23 protein-coding genes are annotated in these 22,343 nt (G+C 65.1%); 13 read left to right on the forward strand and 10 right to left on the reverse strand.

Annotated elements, in window-relative coordinates; translation table 11 throughout:
• Positions 1 to 49 precede the first annotated feature (49 nt).
• From AB4879_RS02070 to AB4879_RS02100, 7 genes are read left to right on the forward strand one after another with little or no spacing between them, the layout of a single operon-like run.
• Entirely contained in the window at positions 50 to 1,327 is a 1,278-nt protein-coding gene (locus AB4879_RS02070) for an MCE family protein (RefSeq protein ID WP_370506216.1), read from the forward strand.
• Positions 1,324 to 2,349, forward strand: coding sequence for an MCE family protein (locus tag AB4879_RS02075; protein WP_370506217.1), 1,026 nt, complete (start codon positions 1,324 to 1,326; stop codon positions 2,347 to 2,349). Before AB4879_RS02070 ends, AB4879_RS02075 begins: the two co-directional genes overlap by 4 nt.
• Complete coding sequence (locus tag AB4879_RS02080) at positions 2,349 to 3,431, forward strand: MCE family protein (RefSeq protein WP_370506218.1); 1,083 nt, start codon at positions 2,349 to 2,351, stop codon at positions 3,429 to 3,431. Before AB4879_RS02075 ends, AB4879_RS02080 begins: the two co-directional genes overlap by 1 nt.
• Positions 3,431 to 4,861 carry an MCE family protein gene (locus AB4879_RS02085; RefSeq protein WP_370506219.1) on the forward strand — a complete coding sequence of 477 codons (1,431 nt, stop codon included), beginning with the start codon at positions 3,431 to 3,433 and terminating at the stop codon, positions 4,859 to 4,861. The genes AB4879_RS02080 and AB4879_RS02085 overlap by 1 nt, the downstream gene beginning before the upstream one ends.
• On the forward strand, positions 4,858 to 6,213 hold the full coding sequence (locus AB4879_RS02090; RefSeq protein ID WP_370506220.1) for an MCE family protein: 1,356 nt from the start codon (positions 4,858 to 4,860) through the stop codon (positions 6,211 to 6,213). Before AB4879_RS02085 ends, AB4879_RS02090 begins: the two co-directional genes overlap by 4 nt.
• Positions 6,214 to 7,923, forward strand: a complete 1,710-nt coding sequence (locus AB4879_RS02095) for an MCE family protein (protein ID WP_370506221.1) — start codon at positions 6,214 to 6,216, stop codon at positions 7,921 to 7,923.
• Between the two features lie 14 nt (positions 7,924 to 7,937).
• A complete protein-coding gene (locus AB4879_RS02100; protein ID WP_370506222.1) occupies positions 7,938 to 8,438 on the forward strand; it encodes a hypothetical protein in 501 nt (166 codons plus the stop codon).
• Positions 8,439 to 8,441: 3 nt separating this feature from the next.
• Here AB4879_RS02100 and AB4879_RS02105 read toward each other — a convergent pair whose 3' ends face one another.
• The 3 genes from AB4879_RS02105 to AB4879_RS02115 form a co-directional block, all read right to left on the reverse strand.
• Complete coding sequence (locus AB4879_RS02105; protein WP_370506223.1) at positions 8,442 to 8,825, reverse strand: hypothetical protein; 384 nt, start codon at positions 8,823 to 8,825, stop codon at positions 8,442 to 8,444.
• 74 nt (positions 8,826 to 8,899) lie between these two features.
• The gene (locus tag AB4879_RS02110) at positions 8,900 to 9,358 is read right to left on the reverse strand and encodes a hypothetical protein (RefSeq protein WP_370506224.1); all 459 of its coding nucleotides are present in this window, start codon (positions 9,356 to 9,358) and stop codon (positions 8,900 to 8,902) included.
• A gap of 134 nt (positions 9,359 to 9,492) precedes the next feature.
• A complete protein-coding gene (locus AB4879_RS02115; RefSeq protein WP_370506225.1) occupies positions 9,493 to 10,269 on the reverse strand; it encodes a hypothetical protein in 777 nt (258 codons plus the stop codon).
• A 194-nt stretch (positions 10,270 to 10,463) separates the two neighbouring features.
• Here AB4879_RS02115 and AB4879_RS02120 point away from each other — a divergent pair, with 194 nt between their 5' ends.
• Positions 10,464 to 10,838 (forward strand): hypothetical protein, encoded by a 375-nt coding sequence (locus AB4879_RS02120; RefSeq protein WP_370506226.1) that lies wholly within the window; start codon positions 10,464 to 10,466, stop codon positions 10,836 to 10,838.
• Between the two features lie 59 nt (positions 10,839 to 10,897).
• Here the strand turns inward: AB4879_RS02120 and AB4879_RS02125 are convergent, their stop codons facing one another.
• Positions 10,898 to 12,175: a cytochrome P450 gene (locus AB4879_RS02125; RefSeq protein ID WP_370506227.1), complete on the reverse strand. Its 1,278-nt coding sequence runs from the start codon at positions 12,173 to 12,175 to the stop codon at positions 10,898 to 10,900.
• Between the two features lie 140 nt (positions 12,176 to 12,315).
• Between AB4879_RS02125 and AB4879_RS02130 the strand changes: the two genes are divergently transcribed.
• Positions 12,316 to 13,002: a TetR/AcrR family transcriptional regulator gene (locus tag AB4879_RS02130; RefSeq protein ID WP_036344143.1), complete on the forward strand. Its 687-nt coding sequence runs from the start codon at positions 12,316 to 12,318 to the stop codon at positions 13,000 to 13,002.
• Here AB4879_RS02130 and AB4879_RS02135 read toward each other — a convergent pair.
• Complete coding sequence (locus tag AB4879_RS02135; protein ID WP_199190091.1) at positions 12,918 to 13,331, reverse strand: hypothetical protein; 414 nt, start codon at positions 13,329 to 13,331, stop codon at positions 12,918 to 12,920. The two genes, AB4879_RS02130 and AB4879_RS02135, sit on opposite strands and share 85 nt — an antisense overlap.
• Before the next feature lie 132 nt (positions 13,332 to 13,463).
• Here AB4879_RS02135 and AB4879_RS02140 point away from each other — a divergent pair, with 132 nt between their 5' ends.
• Genes AB4879_RS02140 through AB4879_RS02150 form a run of 3 tightly spaced genes read left to right on the forward strand, consistent with a single transcriptional unit; the run spans position 13,464 to position 16,783 of the window.
• Entirely contained in the window at positions 13,464 to 14,693 is a 1,230-nt protein-coding gene (locus AB4879_RS02140) for an acetyl-CoA C-acetyltransferase (protein ID WP_370506295.1), read from the forward strand.
• Positions 14,693 to 15,466, forward strand: a complete 774-nt coding sequence (locus AB4879_RS02145; protein ID WP_370506228.1) for an enoyl-CoA hydratase/isomerase family protein — start codon at positions 14,693 to 14,695, stop codon at positions 15,464 to 15,466. Before AB4879_RS02140 ends, AB4879_RS02145 begins: the two co-directional genes overlap by 1 nt.
• An 18-nt stretch (positions 15,467 to 15,484) precedes the next feature.
• Entirely contained in the window at positions 15,485 to 16,783 is a 1,299-nt protein-coding gene (locus AB4879_RS02150; protein WP_370506229.1) for an acyl-CoA dehydrogenase family protein, read from the forward strand.
• Here AB4879_RS02150 and AB4879_RS02155 read toward each other — a convergent pair.
• From AB4879_RS02155 to AB4879_RS02175, 5 genes are all read right to left on the reverse strand, one after another.
• The gene (locus AB4879_RS02155) at positions 16,780 to 18,063 is read right to left on the reverse strand and encodes an HNH endonuclease signature motif containing protein (RefSeq protein WP_370506230.1); all 1,284 of its coding nucleotides are present in this window, start codon (positions 18,061 to 18,063) and stop codon (positions 16,780 to 16,782) included. The genes AB4879_RS02150 and AB4879_RS02155 overlap by 4 nt on opposite strands.
• Positions 18,064 to 18,170: 107 nt before the next feature.
• Positions 18,171 to 19,136 carry a phosphotransferase family protein gene (locus AB4879_RS02160; RefSeq protein ID WP_370506296.1) on the reverse strand — a complete coding sequence of 322 codons (966 nt, stop codon included), beginning with the start codon at positions 19,134 to 19,136 and terminating at the stop codon, positions 18,171 to 18,173.
• A complete protein-coding gene (locus AB4879_RS02165; protein ID WP_370506231.1) occupies positions 19,133 to 19,918 on the reverse strand; it encodes an SDR family NAD(P)-dependent oxidoreductase in 786 nt (261 codons plus the stop codon). The genes AB4879_RS02160 and AB4879_RS02165 overlap by 4 nt, the downstream gene beginning before the upstream one ends.
• Positions 19,919 to 19,993: 75 nt before the next feature.
• Positions 19,994 to 21,100, reverse strand: a complete 1,107-nt coding sequence (locus tag AB4879_RS02170; protein ID WP_370506232.1) for an NAD-dependent epimerase/dehydratase family protein — start codon at positions 21,098 to 21,100, stop codon at positions 19,994 to 19,996.
• Entirely contained in the window at positions 21,100 to 21,594 is a 495-nt protein-coding gene (locus AB4879_RS02175) for a nuclear transport factor 2 family protein (RefSeq protein WP_370506233.1), read from the reverse strand. The genes AB4879_RS02170 and AB4879_RS02175 overlap by 1 nt, the downstream gene beginning before the upstream one ends.
• An 88-nt stretch (positions 21,595 to 21,682) precedes the next feature.
• On the opposite strand from AB4879_RS02175, the gene AB4879_RS02180 reads away from it, so the two are divergent.
• Complete coding sequence (locus AB4879_RS02180) at positions 21,683 to 22,324, forward strand: TetR/AcrR family transcriptional regulator (RefSeq protein WP_370506234.1); 642 nt, start codon at positions 21,683 to 21,685, stop codon at positions 22,322 to 22,324.
• Positions 22,325 to 22,343 lie beyond the last annotated feature (19 nt).

Below are 22,343 nucleotides of genomic sequence, written 5' to 3' on the forward strand. Positions count from 1 at the left end.
CATCTACGGCTCCAACGGCAACTTCAACCTGTCCGGATAGGGAGATGACGTGACACGCAATCTCGGTCCGGGCCCGGCCGACCGATCCGAAACCGAAACCGCCGCCGCACCGGTGGCGGCCCGAACCGGCGCCAGCTTCGGTGCGACCGGTTGGGCGCGGCCGGTGGCCGGCCTGTCCACCGTGGTCGTGGTGGTGGCGATCGTCGCGGTCGCCGTCGGCCTGTTCCGCGGCGACTTCACCAAAACCGTTCCGGTGACCGTGATCTCCGACCGCGCCGGCCTCGTCATGAACCCCGACGCCAGAGTCAAGATGCGCGGTGTCCAGGTCGGCAAGGTCGAGTCGATCGAGAGCCGCGCCGACGGCACGGCGGCGCTGCACCTGGCGATGGATCCCGCTGAGCTTCGCAAGATCCCGTCGAACGTGGTCGCCGACATCGCCTCGACGACGGTGTTCGGCGCCAAGTACGTCAACTTCGAGCCGCCGACCGATCCGTCCCCGAAACCCATGTACGCAGGCCAGGTTCTGCAGGGGCAGCACGTCACGGTCGAGATCAACACGGTCTTCCAACAGCTGAATCAGGTCCTGAACAAGATCGACCCGACCCAGCTGAACGCCACGCTCGGTGCACTGTCGAAGGCGTTCGCGGGTCGCGGCAAGCAATTCGGACAAACCGTTGCCGACTTCGACAGCCTGCTCGCCAAGCTGGAGCCCAGCCTGCCGAACATGGCCAAGGACATCGAGCTGACCGCTCCGGTGGCCGCCGCGTACGCCGACGCCGCGCCGGATCTGGTCAAGACCGTGCAGAACACCAACAAGATCAGCCAGAGCATCGTCGACGAGCAGCAGAACCTGGATACGTTCCTGGTCAACATGATCGGGCTGGCTGATCAGGGCAACGAGGTGCTCGGAACCAACCAGCCGGCACTGAGCAAGGTGCTCCATCTGCTGACGCCCACCACGGCACTGTTCAACGAATATGCGCCCGTGATCCCCTGCACGCTCAAAGCCATGGACTGGATTCGGTTGTCACCGCCTCTGCCGGACCCCGGCGTGGCCGTGGCGGTCGCCTTCACGCTGGGCATCGATCGGTACCGCTACCCGTCGAACCTACCCAAGGTGGCAGCCACGGGCGGCCCGCAATGCATGGGCCTGCCGTACCTCGGATTCGGCAACAAGGCCAAGTACCTGGTGACCGATACCGGTGTCAACCCGTGGCAGTACGGCAACCAAGGCATCGTGCTCAACTCCGACGGTCTCAAACAGCTGTTGTTCGGCCCGCTGGATGGGCCGCCGCGCAACACCGCACAGATCGGACAGCCGGGATGATGCGCACCACAAGCACTCTCGTCAAGTTCGGCGTGTTCGCCGTCATCATGGTGGTGCTGACCGCGTTCCTGTTCCTGACGTTCAGCAACTACCGCAGCGGCTCGACCAACCGGTATTCGGCGGTGTTCGGCGACGCCTCCCGGTTGAAGGAAGGCGACACCGTCCGCGTCGCCGGTGTCCGGGTCGGCACCGTCAACAGTGTCGACCTGCTGGCGGACAAGAGCGTCCTGGTCAAATTCGATGCCGACCGCGACATCGTCTTGACCACGGGAACCCAAGCGGCGGTGCGGTATTTGAACCTGACCGGTGATCGCTATCTGGAACTTATCGACGGACCCGGCTCGACCCGGGTGCTACCGGCGGGTTCCCAGATACCCAAGGACCGCACGCAGGGTGCACTTGACCTGGACCTTCTACTCGGCGGATTGCGGCCGGTCATCCAGGGACTCAATCCCCAGGACGTCAACGCGCTGACCGCGTCCCTGATCAACATTCTGCAGGGCCAGGGGGACACACTCGACTCGTTGTTGAGCAAGACCACGTCATTCTCGAATGCGTTGGCCGACAACAGCCAAACGGTCGAGCAGTTGATCGACAACCTCAAAGTCGTCGTCGACACACTCGCCAAAGACGGTGACAAGTTCTCCGGGGCCATTGACAAGCTGGAGAAGCTGATCACCGGGCTGTCGCAGGATCGCGAACCGATCGGCACCGCGATCACCCAGCTGGACAACGGAACCGCGTCGCTGACCAGTCTGTTGAACGAGGCCCGCACTCCGCTGAAGGGCGATATCGAGCAGCTCAACCGTTTGGCGCCGCTATTGGACGACAACAAGATCGTCCTCGACAGAGGCTTGCAGAGGGGGCCGGACAACTATCGCAAGATGGCCCGGCTCGGGGCCTACGGCGGCTGGATCATGTATTACATCTGCGGACTTGGCATCCGCGTCACCGACCTTCAGGGACGGACCGGGGTGTTCCCGATGATCAAACAAGAAACCGGTAGGTGTGCGGAGCCCTAATGCTGAAATACCGAGCTTCCAATTTGTGGCGTGCCGGTTTCCTCGGCGCGGTCCTGATCCTGTTGGTGATCGCTGTGGGATTGCAGCCCGAACGCTTGCTGCAGCTGGCTACGTCGGTCCGCCATCAGGCGTTGTTCACCGAGGCCGGTGGGATTGCCACCGGCAACGACGTGACGCTGTCTGGTATCAAGATCGGCACGGTCACCGATGTTTCACTGGACAACGGTGATGCGCTCGTCACGTTCACGACTGCGGGAAAGTACTCGCTGGGATCCGAGACCACCGCGCACATCCGCACCGGCTCCCTGTTGGGCGAGCGGGTGATCACCCTGGAATCTGCCGGCAGCGGGAGCCTTCGTTCCGGCGATGTCATTCCGACGACGCGCACGTCGTCGCCCTATTCGCTCACCGAAGCGGTCAGCGATCTGACCAGCAACACCGCTGGGACGGATACCGCGACGCTCAACCAGTCGCTGGACACTCTCTCAGCCACGATCGACCAGCTGGCACCAAAGCTGGGGCCGACGTTCGATGGTTTGAGCAAGCTGTCGCGATCACTGAACAGCCGTAACGAGAATCTGGCGGGCTTGCTCAAGAGCGCTTCCGACGTCACCACCGTGCTCGGGCAGCGCAGTCAGCAGCTGAACACCTTGATTCTTAATGCGAACGACCTGCTCGGTGTGCTCAACGACCGGCGCGAGGCGATCGTCGATCTACTGGCCAACACCGCGGCGGTGTCGGCCCAGCTGTCGGGTCTGGTGCACGACAACGAGGACAAACTGGCCCCGACTCTGCAGCGGTTGAATTCCGTTGTCGGGGTGCTGGAGAAGAACAAGGACAACATCGCTCAGATGCTGCCGAACGTGAAGAAGTTCATCTTGTCTGAGGGCGAGACTCTGGCGAACGGTCCCTACTACAACGCGTACGTGCCCAACCTGCAGCCTGCGCAGCTGCTGCAGCCCTTCATGGACTACGCGTTCGGCTTCCGCCGTGGCGTCAACGCGGGCCAGCCGCCGGACAATGCGGGGCCGCGGGCCGAATTGCCGCTGCCCTACAACGGCATCCCGGGAGGGTCACGTTGATGATGCGGAAACGTTGGGTGAAGGTTCTGTCGGTTCTGCTGACCGGACTGCTGGTAGTTGGTGCGGCGGTTCTCGTGCGCAACATTTTCTTCGGTCCGAAGACGGTCAACGCCATCTTCACCACCGCGACTGGTATCTACCCCGGTGATGATGTCCGGGTGTCGGGCGTCAAGGTCGGCACGATCAAGGCGATAGAGCCGCAGGGCACCCAGACCAAGCTGGTGCTCGATGTCGATCGCGACGTGCCGGTTCCGGCCGATGCCAAGGCGGTGATCGTGGCACAGAACCTGGTCGCCGCCCGCTACGTGCAGCTCACCCCGGCCTATCGCAAGAACACCGGGCAGAAACAGATGGCCGACGATGCGGTGATCCCATTGGACCGCACCGCGATCCCGGTCGAGTGGGACGAGGTCAAGCAGCAGTTGACCAGGCTGGCGACTGACCTCGGGCCGCAGAGCGGTGTATCGGGCACGTCGGTCTCGCGTTTCATCGACAGTGCGGCCGACGCACTCGACGGCAACGGTGACAAGCTGCGCCAGACCATCACCGAGTTGGCCGGCGTCTCGCGCGTTCTGGCCAACGGCAGCGGCAACGTCGTCGACATCATCAAGAACCTGCAGACCTTCGTCACCACATTGCGTGACAGCAGTGAACAGGTGGTGATGTTCCAGAATCGGCTGGCCACCTTGACCAGTGTGATCGACGGAAACCGGTCGGATCTCGATGGCGCACTCAAGAATCTGTCGGTGGCGATCGTCGACATTCAGCGGTTTGTCGCGGGCAGCCGCGATCAGACGTCTGAGCAGTTGCACCGGCTGACGAACGTCACCACGAACTTGTTGAACAACAAAATGGAGATCGAGAACCTGCTCCACATCGCGCCGAACGCGTTGAGCAATGCCTACAACATCTACAACCCGTCCTCCGGTAGCGCGGTCGGCCAGTTCGTGCTGAACAACTTCTCCAATCCCACCGAATTCGTCTGTGGCGCAATCGGCGCGATCGAGAACACCACCGCCCCCGAAACGGCAAAGCTGTGCAGCCAATACCTCGGCCCGGCGCTTCGTCTGCTGAACTTCAACTACCTGCCACTCGGAATCGATCCCTATCTGATGCCCGCAGCGTCGCCGGACGAACTTGTCTACTCGCAGCCGAACCTCGCCCCGGGTGCCGGTGGTCCGACTCCCGACGTCCCCCCGTTGCCGCCCTACCATTCGGCCTACGAGGGTGTCCAAATGGGGCCGGGTCCGTTCACCGGTCGCGCGCCAGGCGAGGCGCCCCCCGGCGCTGCCCAGTTGCTCCCGGGCGGATCTCCGGCAATACCGCCATCGGTGATCTCGTCGCTGCCCGGCATGTTGAATCCGGCGGGAGCGCCTGGTCCGGCACCCGGAGGACCCCCGATGGCCGCAGAAGCGGGAGGCACGCCATGATCGGCGCAAAGTCGTTGCAGCGGGCCGTGATCGCTGGGGCGTGCGTGGCGGCCACCACCACTGCCTGTTCGTTCCAGGGCGTCAACTCATTGCCACTGCCGGGCACGGTGGGCCGTGGTTCGGACGCGAGCGTCTACCATGCGGAGATCGCGAATATCGCGACGCTGGAGCCGAATTCACCGGTCATGATCAATGATGTCGTGGTCGGGAGCGTACGTAAGCTGACGGTCAAGAACTGGCATGCCGATGTGGAGTTCTCGGTCAAGCCCGATGTCGTGGTGCCGGCCAATGCCGTTGCCAGCGTGGGCCAGACGAGCTTGCTGGGCTCCATGCACCTGTCGCTGAACACCCCGGTCGGCCAGACGCCGAGCGGAAAGCTCTCGCCGGGCGGCACCATCGCTCTGAACGCAACCTCGACCTATCCGACCACCGAGCAGACCCTCGCCTCGCTGGCGGCAGTCGTCAACGGCGGTGGGCTGGGTCAGATCGGCGATGTCATCCACAACTTCAGCACCGCGGTCAGCGGCAACGAGGCGGCATTCCGCGACCTCATCACCCGGTTGGACACCTTCGTCGGAACGCTGGACAGTCAGCGCGACAACATCGTCTCGGTCATCCAGTCGTTGAACCGGATGACATCGACGTTCGCCGGGCAGCGCGACGACCTTGCCGCGGCCTTGCAGAAGATCCCGCCGGCCATCGACGTCCTGATCAAGGAAAGGCCCACGCTCACAACGGCGTTGGAGAAACTCGGTACCTTCAGCAATACCGCCAACACGTTGGTCAATGAGTCACAGGCCGACTTGGTGGCGAACCTGAAGAACCTGGAACCGGCGTTCAAGGCATTCGCCGACGTTGGCCCCAATCTGGACGCACTATTGGAGTACGCGGTCCACTTCCCGTTCACCCAGCAATTCATGGATCGCGCGATCCGCGGTGACTACTACAACCTGTTCGCGACCATCGATCTGACGGTCCCACGGTTGAAGCGGACGCTGATGCTCGGTACCAGATGGGGAGACGCGGATGCACAGCTGATTCCCGCTCCTGGCGATCCGTACTACCTCAATTACACCTACGACCCGCTCAAGACCGGTGTCACCCCGCCGCCGCCGGACGTCTTCGCCGACAACCCGCCGGTCCCGCCCCCACCGGCGGCCATCGCGGCCGCAGGTCCGATCCTTCCGCTGGTGCCTCCGCCTCCGACCTCGGTGCCGGGCACCGAGATCTACACCCGGGACCAGCTGGCCGCAACGGGCGTCACCCCGATCTTCGCGGGACCCTATGGGGCCCAACCCAATGCGCCGGCGAGTGTCGCGCCGCCGGCTCCGCCGACAGGAGGGGGCGGCTAAATGCTGACGCGTTTCGTCCGTACTCAGCTGATCATCTTCACGATCGCCTCGATCGTCGGTGTGGCGATCATGCTGTTCGCCTACATCCAGATACCCACTCTCCTAGGGGTGGGCCGCCTCACCGTCAAGCTGGATCTGCCCGCTACCGGCGGTCTCTACAAGTTCAGCAACGTCACCTATCGTGGCCTGCAGGTCGGCAAGGTCACCTCGATCGAACTGACCGACACCGGCGCTCTGGCGACGTTGTCTCTGGACACATCGCCGAAGATCCCGGCGGATCTCAAGGCCGAGGTACGCAGCATGTCGGCGGTGGGCGAGCAATACGTGGAACTGTTGCCGCGCACCGACAAAGCGCCCTACTTACAGGACGGGTCGGTCATCCCGGTCGGCAACGCATCGATCCCACAGGCGGTGGGCCCGATGCTCGACCAGGTGAGCAAGCTGGTCGGAAGCATTCCAAAAGACAAATTGAGCCAACTGCTGGGCGAGACCTACCAGGCGTTCAATGGGACGGGTTATGACTTCGGGTCGCTGGTGGATTCCGGTGCGACGATTACCAGGGACGCCAACGGAATCTCGGATAACACCCGGGCGCTGATTGATGACGCACGCCCGTTCATAGCGGCGCAGGAGATGACTACCGACTCGATTCGGACCTGGGCGCAGAGCCTGGCCGGTATCACTGGGCAGGTGGCCGACAACGACCCCCAGTTCCGGTCGATTCTGCGCGACGGTCCAGGTTTCGCCCAGGAGACATCGAAGCTGCTCGAGCAGATAAAGCCGACGTTGCCGGTCCTCTTGGCGAATCTGACGACGTTCGGTCAGATCTTCCTGACGTACAACAAGTCGGTCGAACAGTTGATGGTGCTCGTGCCGCCGTTCGTCGCCCAGATTCAGACCTACCTTCAATCCAACAACCCTGCAGGCATGCCGAATGGTGACTTCTCACTCGGACTCGGCGATCCCGCGGCCTGTACGGTTGGGTTTCTCCCGCCGTCCTCATGGCGCAACCCGGCCGACACCTCCGTGATCGACACACCGGACGGGCTGTATTGCAAGCTGCCGCAGGACTCGCCGGTGGCCGTCCGCGGCGCCCGTAACTACCCATGCGTGGAACATCCGGGTAAGCGCGCACCCACCGTCGAACTATGCAACGACCCCAACGGATTCCAACCGCTGGCCCAGCGTCAGCACGTCACCGGTCCGTACCCGATCGACCCGAACCTGGTCGCGCAGGGTGTCCCGATCGACAGCCGAGTTCTGCCGGATTCCAACATCTATGGGCCCCTGCAGGGCACTCCTTTGCCGGCTGGGGTGACCGCCCCACCACCGGGGGCCGCGCCGATCGACCCACCGCCACCGAATTTCGCGGGCACTGGACCCGGTCCGCTGCTGCCGGGTCAGCCGATCTACCAGACGCCGCCGGTCTCACCGCCGGGCCCGGAGGGCAACATCGGTCCGGATCCGATCAACCTGCCGGGACCCGCCAACATGCTGCCTTCTGATATGCAACCGCCGCCACCCCCGGAACCCGGTGTGCCACAAATTGCTCCAAGCGCCTTTTCGCCCAGTGGCCAGAAGGCGCCCGGGCTGCAAGTCGCCAAGTACGACCCACGAACGGGTCAGTACATGGGCAGCGACGGAACGCTGTACCGCCAGACCAACCTCGCCAAGCCGGCGACGACGTGGCAGGACATGCTGCAGAGCTGAAAAGGGGTATGTCTATGCGTGCACTTCAGGCGCTGAGCGCCATGGGCTTGGCCACAGCCGTTGGGATCTGTTGCGCCGCAACCGCTGCGGCGGACCAGGCCTGGGGCATCAACGGTACCTTCGCGACGTCGTCGAACGGTGACTGGGCGAAGCTCAACGAGCGCTACGAGAACCAGCCATCGGAGCGCGAGAACTGGACGATTTCGACCCAGTGCATTTCGCCCACGGAGTGCACCGGAACGGTGCAGAGCGACGCCGGCTGGACCGCGCCCATCTACACCACGAGTGGCCTGTGGTACATCAAGCGCACCGTTCCGAATTGGCGGTTCTGTGCCGACGGCGCGGCGATCGAGGGCTTCCAAGAGTACCGAATCTATCCGGTCGGCGCCGACGGTCACTATGACGGGGCGGCGAATGAATACACCGGCGAAAATCGGGTCATCGGCCCGAGTGGGTCGTGCGGGCGCAACCAGCCGCCAGTGATCCGGATGCCGTTTTACATGAAAAAGCTTTAGTGTCTACCAGTTTCGTATGGAGCACAGCGCCCCCCGGGGGCCGCTGTTCTGCCTGACCACTTGCCCGTTGATCTCCATCGTGCAGTTGAAACCGGCGGCGGCTTTGGGCAGTGCACCGGTGGCCTGGACCATGACCATGCCCCACTGGATCGGGTCAGTAAGGGTGGCCTCGAGTACCCACGGCTTGTTGGGGCCGACCGTGGCTTCGGCACTGGGGCTGAATACGTATGGGTCGTGGCTGTAGTCAGAGAACGTCGGCGGATCGGTGTCGCGGTAGTAGATCTCGGCGTTGACGGGTTTGTCGGCGGTAACGGTGTATCGGACGTTGAAGACCTGCGGCGGTGGGGGAGTAGCGGGATCGACTCCGGGCGGAGGGTCATCCGCCATTGCCGGCGCCGCGAGACCCGTTGCGGCGCAGAGCATTATCAAGGCGGCGGACATGGTCGAGGTGAATCGCATGGTCACATCCGGCTCAGGTGGAACGGATAGGTGAAGGCGCCACCCGGTGCCCCATCGCATCCGGCGTCGAACGACGACACCATCGATCCGCTGAGTGTGTTCGCGTCCCAGGTGTAGACGTCATGGGTGGGAATGGTTGGGCCGTAGTAGATGTCACCGCATCGCAGGCCGAAGGGGTCGTCGATGGTCAGCGTGTACTGGCCGTTGACCAGAGGTGCGTCGGTTTTGCTTTGAACGGCCTTCGCGATCGGTCGGGGCAGGGTGAACACGTGAACGCAGTTGGGGATGTTGGCGGCAGTGTCCTGCGCTACGCACGGCGTCACGGACCAGACCCAGGTATGAAAATCCCTGCGGTCGGGCATGATCAGCTCGTAATTGCCGAGGTACATCTCAGCGGATGCCGGCGGTGCGAGCGCCACCGTTGCCGCCACCACCACCGTGGTGATCACAAGGGATTTCACGCTGGCTTCCTCCACATTCGGTGCGCACGGTGCGAAGCCCCGATTATCGCACGCTGCGAGATTGGCATTCTCGTCATCGGAGAATACTATCTTCCGGCTTCCCGGAGAAAGGGTTTGGTGGTTCTGTTCGCCGGTCAGGCGAATTCGACGTCCGACACCTTCAGCTGGTCGCCGTCGCGCTCCAGGCTGACCACGACCCGCCAGACTCGGGGCTGCTGATCTTCCTTGGGTGCATCCGGCCCGGTGCGCTGCGAGGTCGCCGCGACGAGCACGGTGGCCGAATCCTTGTCCATCGACTCGACGGCGGTGTCGTTGACGGTGACTTTGGTGACGACCTTCGACTGCTGCATCGCCTTGATCAGATCGTCGGCGCCGTCCTGGAAATTGGCTTTGAACTTGCCCGTCGAGTCGTCGATGACCCGCTGCACGCTCTCCTTGGCCTGATTGAAGTCCATCGACATCAGGTTCACCACGCCTTGGCGGGCTGCTGCCGAGAACTCGGCGGTGCGGTGCCGCTGCGCCTCGGCGTCCCGGTGTTTCCAGACCATGTATCCGGTCACGCTGAGCAAGCCGAGGATCGCGAGGACGGTGATTGACGCGGCGACGATTCTGGCCCAGGAGCGCTTCGTCTTCGGCTTCTTCGGCTTCTTCGGCTTCGCGGGCACGGCGTCCGCAGTGGCTTCCTCGGTGTCTTCAGTGGTGTCGGCGTCGGCGCTCTCGGGATCGAACCCAGTCTCCGGGACGTCCGGCGCCTCGTCGCGAGACTCGGCCAGCTTGCGGCGCAATTCGTTTGCGCGCGCCCGGGCTGCCTCGGCGCGAGCCTCGGCGGCCGCCGCTGCAGCCTCCGCAGCCTCCGCGGAGTCCAGGTCGTCGGCGTCGGGAGCTTCGGATTCACGGTTGCCCGGCGGCATGGGACCCTCCTCGTTCATCGCGGTCGCATGGCGACGCGCGACGCTAGCACTGCTGCCCAGCATTACACAGCGACAAACCCGGTCTGTGGGAGGCAGGTTTTCTTGCCGGTTTCTTGTGAAGACCCGGAGAATTCGGTTACCAAATATGCGAGAGTGTTCGAGTGCGATCGACCGTGGCAGTTGTTGCTGCACTCATGGCGGCTGGAATGTTGATGCCGGCGTCGGCGTCCGCGGATCCCGACGGGCCGCCGATCAACGCCAACGAATGCAATGATGCGTTCTGCACCCCGGGCATCACGCCGGGTGTCGAACTCGGTGCCCCGTGCAGCAATACGACGTATTACGTGTTCGGCGTCGATACCCGCAACAACTGGGGCCGGTTGATTTTCTGCGGCTCACCGCGGCGCTACGAACCCCGGTATTTCCGGTCGCCGCCCATGGTGGGCGTCAAGAACTTGAACGCCGACTGCGTCGGCTACGAGAACTCCGTCGCGCAGGCTCCCGACGGGATGTTTCTGACCTGTGTCGCGGCCGGCGGGCGGACCCGCTGGGTGCAGGGCGACGCTTAAGTACCTGATCCAAAAGAGCCCTGGTCCGCCGATAGGCGGCCAGGGCTCTTTTGGTGCGGCTAGCCCCTGCCGGTGAACTTCACGTGGATGTCGGCCAGCCCGCGCAGGATGTACGTCGGCTCGTAGTTGTAGCGGCGGTCGCCGGCCGAGCCGTGGTACTCCTCGTCGATGGTGATCTCGCCCATCCGGTCCAGCATGCGCTCCAGCGAGACCCGTCCCTCCACTCGCGCCAGCGGTGCGCCGGGGCAGGAGTGGGCGCCACGGCCGAACGCGATGTGCTCGCGGACGTTGGGCCTGCGGACCTGGAATTCGTGGGGGTCGGTGAATCGCCGCGGATCGCGGTTGGCCGCACCGGGCAACACCATGACGACGGTCCCGGCTTTGATGTTCATGCCGCCGAGCGTGGTGCTCCGGCGAGCCAGCCGGGAATCGCTCTTGACCGGGCTCTCCAGGCGCAGTGACTCCTCGACGAAGGTCGGGATCAAACTGCGGTCCTCACGCAGCGCCTGCTGCAGGTCGGGTCGCTCCACCAGAGCCTTGATCGCCGCCGACAGCAGCTTGGCGGTGGTCTCCTGGCCGGCGGCGAACAGGAATGTCGCGGTGCGGACCACGTCGATGATCTCGGGGGTCGACCCGTCCGGGTACTTCGCGCTCGCCAGTTCGGTGAGCACGTCCTCGCGGGGATTGCGGCGACGTTCCTCGAGGTAGGCGCTGAACTTCTCGTCGAGGAACTCCAGCGGGTTGAGCCCCATCTTCTCGTGGTCGAGCGAGCCCACCCGGGCGCCCGGCCGATCGGCGCCGAGCACCGTGCGAAATTCCTTGTGATCCTCTTCGGGCACACCGAGAAGATCGGCAATCACCAACAGCGAGAACGGTTTTGCGTACTCGGCCAGGAACTCGCTGTGGCCCAGGGAGAGGAACTCGTCGAGCTGGCGATCGGCCAGCCGCCACATGAAGTCCTCGTTCTCCTTGAGGCGCTTGGGAGTCAGCAAGCGGCTGAGCAGTGAACGCGCCTTGGTGTGGTCGGGCGGGTCCATCGTCACCATGTGCTCGTACATGGGGAACTGGTTGCGGTGCGCGTCGATCGCAGCGTTGAGGTCGTCGCCGTCGGGGGTGAAGGGCAGGGGCGGGAACGGTCCGCCGAGGGCCACGATGTTGGAGAAGTCCTCGGGATTCTTGTAGACCTCGAGGGCTTCTTCGTAGCCGGTGACTGCCACGAAGCCGTGCGGGTCGAGCCGCAACACCGGGCTCTGCTCACGCAGGTAGTCGTAGTACGGGTACGGGTCGGGAACCAGCGACTGATCGGTGAGGAAGTCAACGGTGGCGAAATCGGTCATGCGTGTTATTTCCTCCCGGCGGGCTGATTGCTGTGCACCTGCTTAGCATGGCGTAAAGTACGTGGTCAAGGCTGGATCGCATCGGCCCACGTACTATCGGCGTGTTCAATCGGCGGTCGTGGACAGAGCAGAGGTGGCAGATGGCATCGGCGCGGCGGATCGGTGCGCCCGACGCGAAGAATCGTGCGGTGCTGTTGGACGCCGCTGAACAGCTGCTGATCGAAGAGGGCTACGCGGCGGTGACGTCACGCCGGGTCGCCGAGAAAGCGGGACTGAAGCCGCAACTCGTGCACTACTACTTCCGCACGATGGACGACCTGTTCCTGGAGATCTTCCGCCGCTACGCCGATCAGGGAATGGAAGCCCACCGGGTGGCGCTCGCCTCGCCGCAACCGTTGTGGGCGCTCTGGCGATTCGGGATCAACCCCGACGCCAGCCGTCTGACGATGGAGATGGCGGCGCTGGCCAACCATCGCAAGGCGCTGCGCACCGAGATGTCGCGATACGCCGAGCTGTTCCGCGAGCAGCAGCGAGAAGTGTTCGTGACCGCGCTGGACCGGCACGGTGTGCTGCCCAGTGAAGTGCCGCCGGTGGTCTGGTCGATCCTGCTGACCGGTCTGTCGACGGTGGTCATGCTGGGCGAGGCGCTCGGCGTGACCGCGGGCCACGCGGAGACCATGGAACTCGTGGAGCGCTACCTCACGCTGATGGAAGGACCGCCGCTGCCGGTGGACGACTCAGCTCACCAGTGGCGCAGCGAGCAGAGCGCGCCCTTGGGCCCGGAGTTCTCCGCGACGACGACGCCGTCGACCGCAAGTACGCAGTGAACGTTCGGCGGGGTGGGAGATAGCCCGCTGGTGGCCGCCACCATCGCCCACTCGTCGGGGTTCGCCAACGTCACGTTGAGCACCCACTTCTTGGTGGGGCCGATGTCCGCCTCGACCTTCGGGCTGAACACGTAGGGGTCGTGGCTGTAGTCCGACCAGTTCGCGGGCTCGGTGTCCCGGTAATAGATGTCGGCAGCCCGGAACGGCAGTTCCGAGAACACGCTGTATGTGACTTGGTGCAGTGGCTCTTCGGCGCCGGCCGGAGCCGACGAAGCGGCCACGCACACCGCAGCCAGTGCGATCGCAGAACCCACCCGGACAAAGCGCATGGCTCAGTTTGACATGGCGAAGTCGTCCCGGTGGACGGTTTCTTGTGTGGTGGGACCTTCTGTGCAACAGTGCGCTTAGAGAACTCGATTCTCGCTTTCGGCGAAGCAGCATTCCCAGTAAGGGGGCCGGCCATCAGGGACGCACTCATCCTCGACGCGGTGCGCACTCCTCGCGGCCGTGGCCGCCCCGACGGCGCGCTGCACGGTGTGCATCCGCAGGATCTGTTGGCGCAGTGCCTCACCGCGACAGTCGATCGGCTCGGCTTCGACCCCGCCGCCGTCGACGATGTGATCGCCGGTAACGGCATCTTGGCGGGGGAGCACGGTGACGACATCGCCAGGCTGTCGCTGCTGCTGGCCGGCTGGCCGCAGACGGTCCCGGGGATGACGTTGAACCGCTTCTGCGGATCCGGACAGCAGGCCGTCACGGTGGCGGCCGCCGGGATCGCCGGCGGCCAGCAGGATTTGGTGGTGGCCGGCGGCGTGGAATCGATGTCACGCTGGAACGTCAGCGTCGGTGCGCCGACGATCGACGGAGCGAATCCGGCCTTCCGGCGGTTGTATCCGACCGTGCCGCAGGGTGTTTCGGCGGACCTGATCGCCTCGATGGAGGGATTCAGCAGGGCGGACGTCGACGCGTTCGCGGTCACCAGCCAGGACCGCGCCGCAGCGGCCATCGCGGGCGGGCACTTCGACCGGTCGATCATCGCGGTGCGGGGCCGTGACGGGGAGGTCGTCGCGGACTCCGACGAGCACCCGCGGCCGGGTACGACAGCGGAAAAGTTGGCCAAGCTGCCACCCGCCTTTGAACGGATGGGCGCAGCGAACCTGGACGGCGAGGACCTCAGCTTCGACGAGATCTGTCTGAGCCGGTACCCGGATGTGGCGCGCATCGACCATGTTCACCATGCCGGCAACTCGTCGGGCGTCGTCGACGGTGCCGCGGTGGTGACGCTGGCGTCCGCGGAGTGGGCGCGGGCTCACGGTGCGGTGCCGCGTGCGCGGGTTCGCGCCACCGCGGCGATCGGCAGCGAGCCGATCATCATGCTCACCGCACCCGGCCCGGCCGCCGAGCGCGCTCTGGCCAAGGCCGGGATGACCGTCGGCGACATCGATCTCTGGGAGATCAACGAGGCGTTCGCCGCGGTGCCGCTCAAGACGATTCGCGATCTGCATCTGGACCCCGAACGGGTCAACGTCAACGGCGGAGCGATCGCGCTCGGACATCCGATCGGGGCCACCGGGGCCATGTTGATCGGCACCGTCCTCGACGAGTTGGAGCGCCGGGACCTCACCACCGGCTTGGTCACCATGTGCACCGGCGGTGGGATGGGCACGGCGACCGTCATCGAGCGAGTCTGATGACCGAGACCCTCGAACTCGAGACGCCAGCACCCGGCGTCGTGCTGATCCGGCTCAATCGTCCGAAACAACTCAACGCGATCAACGAGGTGATGCGCGACGAGCTTGCGCTGCTGCTGGCCTCGCTGGCGCGGGACACGTCGGTACACGCGGTGGTGATCACCGGCGCCGGGCGCGGCTTCTGTTCGGGTATCGACATCCGTGACTTCGGCCCGGGCATGCTCGACGCCCAGGCCCCCGCTATCGACCGGATGCGGTTCCAGGAGGCGATGGCGGGCCTGGTGCGCGCGGTCGCCGACCTGCCGCAACCGGTGATCGCGGCGGTCAACGGAGCGTGCGTGGGGGCCGGGCTGGCGTTGAGCCTCGCCGCCGATATCCGGATATGTTCCACTGCAGCCACATTCGGGAACGCGGCGATCCTGCTCGGGCTGTCCGGTGCGGAGATGGGGATGAGCTATCACTTGCCCCGGATCGTCGGGGCGGGGGTCGCCGCGGACTGGATGCTCACCGGCCGCACCGTGTCTGCCGAGGAGGCGGACCGTCGGGGCTTGGTGAGCCAACTGGTGGAGCCGGAGAAGCTTGCCGAGCGAGCCGTCGACATCGCCCGTGGGGTTGCCGATCTGGCGCCGTTCGGTGTTCAGCTGACGAAGCGGGCGCTGCAGGTGAACATCGCCGCCGCGGGGTTGGGCCAGGCGCTGGAGTTGGAGAACCGCAATCAGGTTCTCAGCCATGCGACCGATGATGCGGCAGCTCGCAGATCCAGCCGGTCGTAATCGAAAGGGACGAAGCATATGTCGTGGGATTTCTCCACTGACCCGGAGTGGGCGGATCAACTGAAGTGGGTCGAGGAGTTCGTTCGCTCGGAGTGTGAGCCGATCGACTACATCGTCACAGAATCCCATGACCTCACCGACCCGGTACGTCAGGCGCTGATTCCGCCGCTGCAGCAGATCGTCAAAGACCGTGGCCTGTGGGCAACTCACCTCGGCCCGCATCTCGGCGGCCCGGGCTACGGTCAGGTGAAGCTGGCGCTACTCAACGAGATCCTCGGCCGGTCGGAATGCGCGCCAATAGTTTTCGGCTCGCAGGCACCCGACTCGGGCAACAGTGAGATCCTCGCCCACTATGGCACGCCGGAGCTCAAGGAGCGTTACCTCGAGCCACTCCTGGACAACCGCATCATCTCCTGCTTTTCGATGACCGAACCGCAGGGCGGCGCGGATCCGAAGATCTTCGAGACCACCGCTGTGCAGGACGGCGACCACTGGGTCATCAACGGCGAGAAGTGGTATTCGTCGTTCGCGTCGAAGGCGTCGTTCATCATCGTGATGGCGATGACGGACCCCGATGCCGCGCCCTACGAGCGGTATTCGATGTTCGTGCTGCCCGGCGGTACCCCCGGCATCAACGTCCTGCGCGATGTCGGGCTGGGGTACCAGCCGATCGGGGGCGGCGGGCGCGAGGGTTACGTGCGGTACGAGAACGTGCGGGTGCCCGCCGACCACATGCTCGGCCCGCGTGGTGGCGCGTTCGTGGTGGCGCAAACCCGCCTGGGTGGCGGCCGAATTCACCACGCGATGCGCACCGTCGGCCTGGTGCGGCGGATCTTCGACATGATCTGCGAGCGGGCGGTGTCGCGCTACACCCAGGGCAGTGTGCTGGCGGACAAGCAAATGGTGCAGGAGATGATCGCCGACTCCTGGATGGAGATCGAGGCGTTCCGGCTGCTGACCTTGCAGACCGCGTGGAAGATCGACCAGTACAACGACTACAAGGCGGTGCGAGCCGACATCTCGGCTGTCAAGGCGATGATGCAGAAGGTGTTGCATGACGTTTCGGCGCGCGCGCTGCAGATTCACGGTTCGCTGGGCACCAGCCACGAGATGCCGTTCGTGCAGTACCTTACGGAGTCGTTCGTGCTGGGGCTCGCCGACGGGCCGACGGAGGTACACAAGGTGACCTTGGCCAGGCTGCTGCTCAAGAACCGCGAACCGGCGCCGGACCTGTTTCCCTCCGAGCACCTGCTCCGATTGCGTGCCGCCGCCGAGGAGAAGTTCGCCGACAAGCTGGCCGGCATTCCGCGCGGCTAGTCCTTTTCGTCGTCGTTGGGCAGGAAACGTTCAGGGTGGTGGTAGTCGTTGGTGCCGCCGATGAGCGGAACATCGTGCGGCGGAATCCATTCGGTGTGTCCGTTGGCGAGTTGGCGGGTGGTCCAGCCGTCGTTTTCGACGAGCAGGTTGTCACACTTACAGGCCAGGGTGAGGTCGTCGATGTCGGTGGCGCCGCCGTGTTTCCAGTCCTTGGCGGCGTGGTGGACTTGGCTGTTGTAGCCGTTGACGGTGCAGCCGGGTGCGGTGCAGCCACGGTACTTGGCCAACAGCATGATGCGCTGGTCCGCGGATGCCAAGCGTTTGGAACGGCCGAGCCAGAGTGATTGGCCGGTGACGCTGTCGAAGACGGCCAGATAGTGGTGGGCGGGGGTGGCCATCTGGATCAGGTCGGTGATCGGCAGCAGGGTGCCGCCCGCGGTGACGGCGTGCCCGGCCCCGGCCTGCAACTCCTGCAACGTGGTCGTGACGATGACGGTGACGGGAAGGCCGTTGTGCTGGCCGAGTTTGGGGTCACCGAGCCGGCCGCGCACCAATTCGGCGAGCGCATCGTGCTGGCGTTGGGCGTGGCTGCGTAGGTCGTCGGGTTCGGGTGCGGCGAATTTCGCCAGCCAGGCATCCAGCATCGCCCGCAGTTCTGGATCGGCTACCAGCTTCGCGACGCTCATGCCGTCCGGGCGTTGACCGCCACACCACACGAAGCCGCGCTTGCGGGCCCGGTCTTCGTCGGAGAATCTGCCGTCGGGGTTGAGGTGGGTGGCGAGGCGGTCGGCGATCTTCTCCAGCTGATCGGGACGCATGGTGTGGGCGTGTTCGGCCAGGGTGCGTTCGGCCTTCTCGATCTCGACCGGCCCGACATGGTCGGGCAGATCGCGGAAGAACTTCTGAATCACCCGCACATGCTCACCGTCGAGAAGCCCGGCGTCCCAGGCCTTCCCGGTCTCCGGCAGCAGCGCCGCCAAGGGTTCACCGGTCAGCGCGGTGCGGGCCGTCAGCTGCTCGGCATCACGCAGTCGGCGTTTGGCGGCGCCGCGGCTGATCCGCAAGACATCGGCCAACACGATCGGGATCGGTGGGCAGCCCTGGTAGCGATCCAGATGGGTGACCTGCTCGTGGGAGGCCGCGACCAGGCGCCGAATCGCACTTTCCAGCCGCTCGATGGGAGCGAAGCGTTGCGGCGCAGGCAGTTCCTCGATATCGGCGGCACCGAGGAGTTCGACCGCGGCGTCCAGCGCATCCAACGCCACACTGATCGAACCCATGTTCGAAACACTACGCCCGCCCACCGACAAAAAGACCGACGCCAAACCGACCTGTGGACGAACGCGGAACTGTGGAAAACGCTGCACCGCTTCGCGGTTCGGCTGTCCTAGCCGAGATGGTCCGCAGCTCGGGCCAGCAGTCTGGGCAGGGTCGCGACCATCGCCTCCAGTTCAGGGTCGGGTGCAGGTCGGCGTCGGTTGTGTTTGACGATCAGCGACCAGGTCGCCGTCGATTTGAAACAGGCGAGCGCCTGGAACCACGCCAGCCGAGGCGCGTCGCGCCCCAGCGCATCCTCGTACTCGGCGACCAGTTCCCGCACCGGCGGGGTCGTCCCGCGATGGGGCGTGGCTCGCCGATAGGTGTCCGGGTCGGAGTTGATCAAAAACCAGCCCACGTCGACACGCGGATCGCCGACTGACCAGATCTCCCAGTCGATCACAGCGGTGATGCCCTGCTCGCCGGCCAGCATGTTGCCCAACCGGAAGTCGCCGTGCACGATCGCAGGCGCGATCGGGGACGGGGTGGCAGCCCGTAGCGCGGCCGCAACCTGTTGCCAATCGGGGGCGAGCGCCGGATCCACCGTTTCCAATGTGCGACACCACTTGTCGACCTCCGCCACGGGCGCGACGACGGGCTCCGCGGCGAGGCCGAGCTCGGCAGGGGTCAACTCGTGCAGCGCACCCAGTGTCCGTGCGGCGTGACGGAACCGCGCGGCGACAGCGGGCTCGGGACCCGCGTCGTCGGTGTCGAACAGCGGCTCCACCGACGTTCCGGGGGCGAACGACATCACAAACAGCGGTGGGACCTCGGGGGGTTCGCCCGCGTCGTCGAACAGGATCTCCGGTACCGGAACCTGGGTGCCCTCCAGGATTCGGATGATCCTGGCCTGGCGGAGGACATCGCGGTGCGCGATGGGCGCATGACCGGGCGGGGCAACCTTCACCACGACGCGACGATCGGCGAGATCACCGGCGAAGGTCAGGCTCGACGCCCCACCGGCCAACGGTCGCAGTCCGGAAATCCCCCGGGGGGCAAGACGGGTCTGCAGCTCGTCGAGGAGATCGGTTGTCAGTTCAGTACGCCGATCTCGCGAAGAAATGTCTGGGTCTGCACGATGCGCCCTGTCACGGTCGACGAGTCGCAGGTACACAACTCCAACGCGGTCCGGGTGATCAGCTCGATGTCCTCGGTATCGGTCTTGGCCAGGTCCAGGGTGCCGGCACCCGGAGTGGCGACAGGGTTGGTCGGCGCGGCGGCGTTCACCGCAATACCGTCGTCGTACAGTTCGGCGGCAAGGCTTTTCGTCATCCGGTTCATCGCGGCCTTGGCCGTGCCGTAGATCCCAAACCCGGCGGTGCGGTCGAACTCGGAGAACGGCGGTCCCGGGGGCAGATCGCCGCCGACCGAGGTGAGGTTGAGCACCCACCCGCGGCCGCGCTCCCGCATGGCAGGGATGGCGAGCTGCGTCAGGTGCAGCGGTGCAACGACGTGCATCTCCAGCATCAACCGGACCCGCCGCTCGGGGAAGCCGTCCAGTGGGCGCAGGAAGGTCACCGCGGCATTGTTGACGACGATGTCGGGGGCGCCGACCTGAGCCACGGCCTCGGCGAACAACCGCTCGCGGTCCGCGGAGTCGGACAGGTCCGCAGCGATGGTGACCGCGGTGCCGCCGGCGTCGGCGATCTCCTGCTGGGTCTGCACCAGTGAGCCGTCGTATTTCGGATCGGGTTCTGCGGTGCGGGCGGTCAGCACCACGGTGGCGCCCTCCGCGGCCAGTCGCTGCGCAATTGCCTTGCCGAGGCCCCGGCTGCTGCCGGTCACCAATGCCACCTTGCCCGCGCACCGTCCTGACACGTCGGCTCCTCTCGCGACCATCCGAGAACCGGTTCTCGGATATTTGTGTTGCCAGGCCTTCTCGAACTGAGATGCCTAGTTGCCGGCACCGGCCAGGATTTCGGGCCCGTACTTCCCGGCGATGAAGTTCCACGGGTCGGCGTACTTGCCGCGGCCCTCTTGGCGGCGTTGCGCGGCCAGCACCAGCCGCAACGCCGGCCTGATGACCGGTCCGGCCAGTGCGAGAACGCTTTTCAGTGCGCCGCTTTGCGAACCGGATACCCAGGCCACGGTCTCGGACCAGGGGTGCTCTTGAAAGTCCAGCAGCGCTTGGGATTCCGTTGTGTCATACCACCCGGTGAAGCTCCACCCCCGGTCATCGTCGGGGTCACCGGGAAGACTGGCACCGGTCCCCAGTCGGCCCAGCCCCATCGCGGACATCATGTCGTCTTCGACGTCGCGGTGGGTGTGCAGGTGGGTGTCGTCGCCGCCGATCAACAGCACCTTGCCTGCGATGGCCTTGGCGCGGTCCACTCCGTTGGCGAAGGCCAATGCGACATCGCGGGCGTCGACGGTGTGCAACCGGTTGTCGCCGGGAGTGGCCCGCATCAGAACCAGGTAGTCGCTGTTCATCGAGCCTGCGGCATCGGGGGAGATGACACCGGCCAGGCGCAACATCGCGTACGGCAAGCCGCTGTCGGTGATCACCTTCTCGGCCAGCACCTTGTCCTCGCCATACTGGTCGATCGGATTCACCGGTGTCTGCGGAGTGATCAATTCGGGGTAGCGGTAGGGATTGCGGGATCCGTACACCGACGCACTCGACGCGTACACCATCGTCGGCGGCGCAGACAGCACGGCTGCGCCGTTGACCAGATTGGTGGTACCGCCGACATTGACCCGGCGGGCCAGCTTCGGATTGCGGTACGAGGCAGGCGAAAGCATCGCGGCCAGATGCACGATAGCGCTCGGAGAATGCTCGGTGAGCATTCCCTTCACCGCGTCGGCGTCGGTCAGGTCGGCGTACACCGGCAGGAAGGTTCCGGGGTGTGCCGCGGCGGCCAGTCGGGCAGCGACGGTCCGGGACGTCTCGGTCGGCAGATCCGTGGCGACGACGGTGTACCCCCGGTGTAACAGGATTTCTGCCGTGCGCCAGCCGACTTGACCGAACGCTCCGGTGACCAGAACTGTGCGCTGCGACATCAGACCATGCCTCGCTTTCGTGCCAGCCGCGCCGCGGAGTCGCGTAAGCGTGGCGAAATCCGGACAGAGAAAAGGGGATTGAACACGTCCTCGCGCAGCCTGGTCAGCGTCGACGTCTTGATCCGCCACTGGCCGTCGGCCTTCTCGTAGGTCTCGTGATAGTGGCCGTATCCCGCGAGGTTGACCCCGGGGGCCAGGCGCACAACATCATTCAGTGCCCAGATACCTGACGCGGTCGTCGGCGAGGTCAGCGCGATCTCGGGGGCGTGCACCTGGTGCACCGTGGGTTGGGAGGGCTTGCCGAGAGTCTTCTTGATGAACGCGACCATGTTGTCGGCGCCGGTGATGAGCACTCCGCCGGACGCGGTGGTGTCGCTGACGAAGTCGTCTGCGAAGACCTCCCGCCAGCCCGCCCAGTCTTTGGTGTCGAGTAGACGGCAGTACCGGGCTTTCAGCTGTTTGATCGCTTCGATGTCCGCTGCCTCGTCGGTCACCGGCATAGGTTAGCGAACTGGCGCTGCGCGGGAGACAGACTCAGACGGTCGCCGCCGATGTGATAGACCGCGACGTAAACTCTCGCGAATGGCAAAGGCATCGCCGGCGCAGCGGCGGGGCGGTCGGCCGCCACAGGTGGAGGCCGCCGCCCTTCACCAGCGGCTCAGGGAAGCCGCGGTGCGCACCTTCCTGGAGAACGGCTACGACGCGACCACGATGGTGGCGATCGCCGACGCCGCCGGAATCGCCAAGCCCACGCTGTATGCCCGCTACCCCGACAAGCGTGCCGTGTTCCTCGATGTCATCCCGTGGGCGTTCAGCCGTGCCGTGCCGGTCGACGCGGACGACACCGTCGACAAGAGAGATTTGCGCGCCGCCTTGATCGCCATCGGCCAGGGCGCGCTGCGTCATGCACTTGATCCGGACATCGTGCAGCTGCATCGAATCGCGCGAACTGAAGCGCATCGCTTTCCCGAATTCGCGCTCAGTGCCGACTCTCTGGGCTGGGCACGTCGCCAGCAGCAGGTGATGGATCTGCTGCGGCAACACGTAGCGGCCGGTGCCATCGACGTCGATGACATCGAACTCGCCGCCGAGCACTTCCTGGCAATGGTCGAGGTCCTGCCCGCCCGACTGGCAGATTTCGGCCTTTACCGCAGCCGTAGGGAAGAACGCCGACGTCTGCTGCACGCGGTCGATTTGTTCTTACGCGGAGTTCTACCCCGGTAACTGTACGCCTGTGTATAGT

Origin of the sequence: Mycobacterium sp. SA01 (genome assembly GCF_041287105.1) — a bacterium.
In the GTDB taxonomy this organism is placed as follows: domain Bacteria; phylum Actinomycetota; class Actinomycetes; order Mycobacteriales; family Mycobacteriaceae; genus Mycobacterium.